We start from the raw sequence: 6,300 nt of genomic DNA, 5'->3' as shown, positions 1-6,300 counted from the left end.
GCCCCCATTGGTCCAAGTCTTCATTGCCACTGCCCATACAAAGCCGCCCATCAACCCGAACCGGCAAACGGTTCAGCCTCTGGGCGGCATATACGGCACAAACGTCCGTCAGGCTTATTTTTTCACGGCAGGCTGTGCGGCCTTAGGCGCGGCAGGAGAAACCGTCGCCTCCGCCTTCAATTTGTTCAGTACCGCATCACCGATGCCCTTCACGTTTTTCAGCTCCTCCACCGATTTGAACGCACCGTTCTTCTGACGGTATTCCACAATCGCTTTCGCCTTAGCCGGGCCGATACCCGGCAAGGCCTCCAGTTCGGCAGAAGACGCGGTATTGATATTCACGGCGGCCAAAGAGAATGCTGCACAGACGGCGGCAAATGCACCAAATAAAAATTTCTTCATCAGATTTTTTCCCATAACATATTTGATTGAATCAGTCAGGAAGCCTACCGAATGGTTTTATTCCACTCTGTAAACACTGTCACATACGCGCAGATAGGGCAACAGCTCATACCCACACAAATGCTTACGACATATTAACGCAAATATCGTTTGATTTCAAATATTCTAAACAGTTAACCATAACTTTCAGTACTTTTGTTCAAGAATAACAACAGAGTTGTCATCCTTTAATTTAAACAACAAGCATGCACGAACACTCAATAGGTATCGGAATGGGTATCGGTTCATCAATATCCTTGCACCCATTACCCTACCTCCTATCGTCAAACCGACAGAAACGACAGGTATATAAAAAGCCCCCGACATCAGTCGGGGGCTTTGGAATGGGTGTTTGGCGGTGACCTACTTTCACATGGAAGAACCACACTATCATCGGCGCTGAGTCGTTTCACGGTCCTGTTCGGGATGGGAAGGCGTGGGACCAACTCGCTATGGCCGCCAAACTTAAACTGTTACAAATCGGTAAAGCCTTAATCAATTATTTGGTGATGACTGAATCAGTCAGTAAGCTTTTATCTTTGAAGTTCTTCAAATGATAGAGTCAAGCCTCACGAGCAATTAGTATGGGTTAGCTTCACGCGTTACCGCGCTTCCACACCCCACCTATCAACGTCCTGGTCTCGAACGACTCTTTAGTGTGGTTAAACCACAAGGGAAGTCTCATCTTCAGGCGAGTTTCGCGCTTAGATGCTTTCAGCGCTTATCTCTTCCGAACTTAGCTACCCGGCTATGCAACTGGCGTTACAACCGGTACACCAGAGGTTCGTCCACTCCGGTCCTCTCGTACTAGGAGCAGCCCCCGTCAAACTTCCAACGCCCACTGCAGATAGGGACCAAACTGTCTCACGACGTTTTAAACCCAGCTCACGTACCACTTTAAATGGCGAACAGCCATACCCTTGGGACCGACTACAGCCCCAGGATGTGATGAGCCGACATCGAGGTGCCAAACTCCGCCGTCGATATGAACTCTTGGGCGGAATCAGCCTGTTATCCCCGGAGTACCTTTTATCCGTTGAGCGATGGCCCTTCCATACAGAACCACCGGATCACTATGTCCTGCTTTCGCACCTGCTCGACTTGTCGGTCTCGCAGTTAAGCTACCTTTTGCCATTGCACTATCAGTCCGATTTCCGACCGGACCTAGGTAACCTTCGAACTCCTCCGTTACTCTTTGGGAGGAGACCGCCCCAGTCAAACTGCCTACCATGCACGGTCCCCGACCCGGATTACGGGTCTGGGTTAGAACCTCAAAGACACCAGGGTGGTATTTCAAGGACGGCTCCACAGAGACTGGCGTCTCTGCTTCAAAGCCTCCCACCTATCCTACACAAGTGACTTCAAAGTCCAATGCAAAGCTACAGTAAAGGTTCACGGGGTCTTTCCGTCTAGCAGCGGGTAGATTGCATCTTCACAACCACTTCAACTTCGCTGAGTCTCAGGAGGAGACAGTGTGGCCATCGTTACGCCATTCGTGCGGGTCGGAACTTACCCGACAAGGAATTTCGCTACCTTAGGACCGTTATAGTTACGGCCGCCGTTTACTGGGGCTTCGATCCGATGCTTGCACATCTTCAATTAACCTTCCAGCACCGGGCAGGCGTCACACCCTATACGTCCACTTTCGTGTTAGCAGAGTGCTGTGTTTTTAATAAACAGTCGCAGCCACCTATTCTCTGCGACCCTCCAGGGCTTACGGAGCAAGTCCTTAACCTTAGAGGGCATACCTTCTCCCGAAGTTACGGTATCAATTTGCCGAGTTCCTTCTCCTGAGTTCTCTCAAGCGCCTTAGAATTCTCATCCTGCCCACCTGTGTCGGTTTGCGGTACGGTTCAATTCAAACTGAAGCTTAGTGGCTTTTCCTGGAAGCGTGGTATTGGTTACTTCATGTCCGTAGACACTCGTCATCACTTCTCGGTGTTAAGAAGACCCGGATTTGCCTAAGTCTTCCACCTACCGGCTTAAACAAGCTATTCCAACAGCTTGCTAACCTAACCTTCTCCGTCCCCACATCGCATTTGAATCAAGTACAGGAATATTAACCTGTTTCCCATCGACTACGCATTTCTGCCTCGCCTTAGGGGCCGACTCACCCTACGCCGATGAACGTTGCGTAGGAAACCTTGGGCTTTCGGCGAGCGGGCTTTTCACCCGCTTTATCGCTACTCATGTCAACATTCGCACTTCTGATACCTCCAGCACACTTTACAATGCACCTTCATCGGCCTACAGAACGCTCCCCTACCATGCCAGTAAACTGGCATCCGCAGCTTCGGTTATAGATTTGAGCCCCGTTACATCTTCCGCGCAGGACGACTCGACCAGTGAGCTATTACGCTTTCTTTAAATGATGGCTGCTTCTAAGCCAACATCCTGGCTGTCTGGGCCTTCCCACTTCGTTTACCACTTAATCTATCATTTGGGACCTTAGCTGGCGGTCTGGGTTGTTTCCCTCTTGACAACGGACGTTAGCACCCGCTGTCTGTCTCCCGAGGAACCACTTGATGGTATTCTTAGTTTGCCATGGGTTGGTAAGTTGCAATAACCCCCTAGCCATAACAGTGCTTTACCCCCATCAGTGTCTTGCTCGAGGCACTACCTAAATAGTTTTCGGGGAGAACCAGCTATCTCCGAGTTTGTTTAGCCTTTCACCCCTATCCACAGCTCATCCCCGCATTTTGCAACATGCGTGGGTTCGGTCCTCCAGTACCTGTTACGGCACCTTCAACCTGGCCATGGATAGATCACTCGGTTTCGGGTCTACACCCAGCAACTGTTCGCCCTATTAAGACTCGGTTTCCCTACGCCTCCCCTATTCGGTTAAGCTCGCTACTGAATGTAAGTCGTTGACCCATTATACAAAAGGTACGCAGTCACACCACAAGGGTGCTCCCACTGTTTGTATGCATCAGGTTTCAGGTTCTATTTCACTCCCCTCCCGGGGTTCTTTTCGCCTTTCCCTCACGGTACTGGTTCACTATCGGTCGATGATGAGTATTTAGCCTTGGAGGATGGTCCCCCCATATTCAGACAGGATTTCACGTGTCCCGCCCTACTTTTCGTACGCTTAGTACCACTATTGAGATTTCGAATACGGGACTATCACCCACTATGGTCAAGCTTCCCAGCTTGTTCTTCTATCTCGACAGTTATTACGTACAGGCTCCTCCGCGTTCGCTCGCCACTACTTGCGGAATCTCGGTTGATTTCTTTTCCTCCGGGTACTTAGATGGTTCAGTTCTCCGGGTTCGCTTCGCTTATCCTATGTATTCAGATAAGGATACCTCCTAAGAGGTGGGTTTCCCCATTCGGACATCGCGGGATCATAGCTTTATTGCCAGCTCCCCCACGCTTTTCGCAGGCTTACACGTCCTTCGTCGCCTATCATCGCCAAGGCATCCACCTGATGCACTTATTCACTTGACTCTATCATTTCAAGAACCTCTTTGACTTCGTTTGCCTACCCGTTGACTAGGGAAATAAACTTGAAATTCCTACTTTGATAAAGCTTACTGCTTTGTTGTGTCTTAATCCTGCCTTTTGTGTTTCAGGATTAAGTCGATACAATCATCACCCAAATACTGTGTTTGTTTCCTTTTCTCTTGCGAGAGATTTTTCATCCTTTGCAAAGAACAAAAAATCAAAACAAACTCATTGTCTTTGTTTGTTGATTTCGGCTTTCCAATTTGTTAAAGATCGATGCGTCGATATTTCACTTCGCAAATCAAAATAAGCTGCTAAGTATAGCAGGCTTCCTTTGATTTGTAAAGTTCTTGGTGGAGGCAAACGGGATCGAACCGATGACCCCCTGCTTGCAAAGCAGGTGCTCTACCAACTGAGCTATGCCCCCGTTCTTGGTGGGTCTGGGAGGACTTGAACCTCCGACCCCACGCTTATCAAGCGTGTGCTCTAACCAGCTGAGCTACAAACCCGGATTCTCTTCTTAAGCGAATCTTGTCTTCACTCAAGCTTTTCTCTTCCGCATCTTTTACAGTTTACCGATAAGTGTGAATGCATCAGACCTCTTCTTTCTCTAGAAAGGAGGTGATCCAGCCGCAGGTTCCCCTACGGCTACCTTGTTACGACTTCACCCCAGTCATGAAGCATACCGTGGTAAGCGGGCTCCTTGCGGTTACCCTACCTACTTCTGGTATCCCCCACTCCCATGGTGTGACGGGCGGTGTGTACAAGACCCGGGAACGTATTCACCGCAGTATGCTGACCTGCGATTACTAGCGATTCCGACTTCATGCACTCGAGTTGCAGAGTGCAATCCGGACTACGATCGGTTTTGTGAGATTGGCTCCACCTCGCGGCTTGGCTACCCTCTGTACCGACCATTGTATGACGTGTGAAGCCCTGGTCATAAGGGCCATGAGGACTTGACGTCATCCCCACCTTCCTCCGGCTTGTCACCGGCAGTCTCATTAGAGTGCCCAACTAAATGATGGCAACTAATGACAAGGGTTGCGCTCGTTGCGGGACTTAACCCAACATCTCACGACACGAGCTGACGACAGCCATGCAGCACCTGTGTTACGGCTCCCGAAGGCACTCCTCCGTCTCTGGAGGATTCCGTACATGTCAAGACCAGGTAAGGTTCTTCGCGTTGCATCGAATTAATCCACATCATCCACCGCTTGTGCGGGTCCCCGTCAATTCCTTTGAGTTTTAATCTTGCGACCGTACTCCCCAGGCGGTCAATTTCACGCGTTAGCTACGCTACTAAGCAATCAAGTTGCCCAACAGCTAATTGACATCGTTTAGGGCGTGGACTACCAGGGTATCTAATCCTGTTTGCTACCCACGCTTTCGAGCATGAACGTCAGTGTTATCCCAGGAGGCTGCCTTCGCCATCGGTATTCCTCCACATCTCTACGCATTTCACTGCTACACGTGGAATTCTACCTCCCTCTGACACACTCTAGTCACCCAGTTCAGAACGCAGTTCCCAGGTTGAGCCCGGGGATTTCACATCCTGCTTAAGTAACCGTCTGCGCTCGCTTTACGCCCAGTAATTCCGATTAACGCTCGCACCCTACGTATTACCGCGGCTGCTGGCACGTAGTTAGCCGGTGCTTATTCTTCAGGTACCGTCATCAGCTGTCGATATTAGCAACAGCCTTTTCTTCCCTGACAAAAGTCCTTTACAACCCGAAGGCCTTCTTCAGACACGCGGCATGGCTGGATCAGGCTTGCGCCCATTGTCCAAAATTCCCCACTGCTGCCTCCCGTAGGAGTCTGGGCCGTGTCTCAGTCCCAGTGTGGCGGATCATCCTCTCAGACCCGCTACTGATCGTCGCCTTGGTAGGCCTTTACCCCACCAACTAGCTAATCAGATATCGGCCGCTCGAATAACGCAAGGCCCGAAGGTCCCCTGCTTTCCTCCTCAGAGAATATGCGGTATTAGCTAATCTTTCGATTAGTTATCCCCCATTACTCGGTACGTTCCGATATATTACTCACCCGTTCGCCACTCGCCACCCAAGAAGCAAGCTTCTCTGTGCTGCCGTCCGACTTGCATGTGTAAAGCATGCCGCCAGCGTTCAATCTGAGCCAGGATCAAACTCTTATGTTCAATCTCTAACTTATAACTTCTGGTCTGCTTCAAAGAAACCGACAGGACAATGTCTAAAACATCATCTTGTCTGTCTTTCAAACAGTGTGAGGCCTAATGCACTCACACTTATCGGTAATCTGTTTTTTAAAGAGCGAATCGAATTATACAGTACATTTAGCAAATGTCAACTAAAATTATCGAAAATTCTAACTAACTGTGTTATACTGTCTGCTTCGTTTTCTTCACCGCGTCAGCAGCGAAGAACCGAACTATACGCC

Annotated in this window: 1 protein-coding gene, 2 tRNA genes and 3 rRNA genes; all 6 read right to left on the bottom strand. The window is 49.7% G+C overall.

Translation table 11 applies throughout. The annotated features are described in order from the left end of the window. Window positions 1–114: 114 nt before the first annotated feature. The gene (locus tag ACTHSN_RS10680) at window positions 115–402 is read right to left on the bottom strand and encodes a ComEA family DNA-binding protein (protein ID WP_070460228.1); all 288 of its coding nucleotides are present in this window, start codon (window positions 400–402) and stop codon (window positions 115–117) included. A gap of 389 nt (window positions 403–791) precedes the next feature. Beyond that, window positions 792–905, bottom strand: a 5S ribosomal RNA gene (rrf, locus tag ACTHSN_RS10675). Between the two features lie 94 nt (window positions 906–999). Beyond that, window positions 1,000–3,888, bottom strand: a 23S ribosomal RNA gene (locus ACTHSN_RS10670). Window positions 3,889–4,236: 348 nt separating this feature from the next. Then, window positions 4,237–4,312, bottom strand: a tRNA-Ala gene (locus tag ACTHSN_RS10665). A 5-nt stretch (window positions 4,313–4,317) separates the two neighbouring features. Beyond that, a tRNA-Ile gene (locus tag ACTHSN_RS10660) sits at window positions 4,318–4,394 on the bottom strand. A gap of 105 nt (window positions 4,395–4,499) precedes the next feature. Continuing rightward, window positions 4,500–6,040 (bottom strand): 16S ribosomal RNA (locus tag ACTHSN_RS10655). The 16S, 23S and 5S rRNA genes sit together here with 2 tRNA genes alongside, the layout of an rRNA operon. Between the last annotated feature and the right edge of the window lie 260 nt (window positions 6,041–6,300).

This window comes from Neisseria sp. P0009.S010, assembly GCF_051958545.1.
Classification (GTDB): Bacteria; Pseudomonadota; Gammaproteobacteria; order Burkholderiales; family Neisseriaceae; genus Neisseria; species Neisseria subflava_A.
Note: the sequence above shows the minus strand (reverse complement) of the source record. Positions and strands in the feature narration are given on the sequence as shown.